At 69.4% G+C, this 252-nt stretch carries 1 pseudogene; it reads right to left on the bottom strand.

Features of this window, described 5'->3' with window-relative positions:
* A pseudogene (locus SB772_RS43565) lies at window positions 1-252 on the bottom strand (A/G-specific adenine glycosylase); the annotation flags it as partial.

Below are 252 nucleotides of genomic sequence, written 5' to 3'. Positions count from 1 at the left end.
CGCTTTTCCAGCATCACCGCGTCGCCGTCGAGCAGGATCAGCATCCACGTCTGACGCGTGGGCACCGCCTTTTTCGGCCGCGAGGCGGGCAACTGGCGTTGCCGGTTCGTCGTCTTCGCCACGCAATCGGAGGCGAACGGGCAGCGCTCGCAGTCGGGCTTGCCGCGCGTGCAGAGCGTCGCGCCCAGATCCATCAGACCTTGCGTGTAGGCGCTCACGTCGGCGTCGGTGGCGTCGGCGCCCGGCACGAGC

The organism is Paraburkholderia sp. SIMBA_030 (genome assembly GCF_046535245.1).
Classification (GTDB): Bacteria; Pseudomonadota; Gammaproteobacteria; order Burkholderiales; family Burkholderiaceae; genus Paraburkholderia.
The sequence above is the reverse complement of the archived record's forward strand: the minus strand, read 5'-3'. Positions and strand labels throughout refer to the sequence as shown.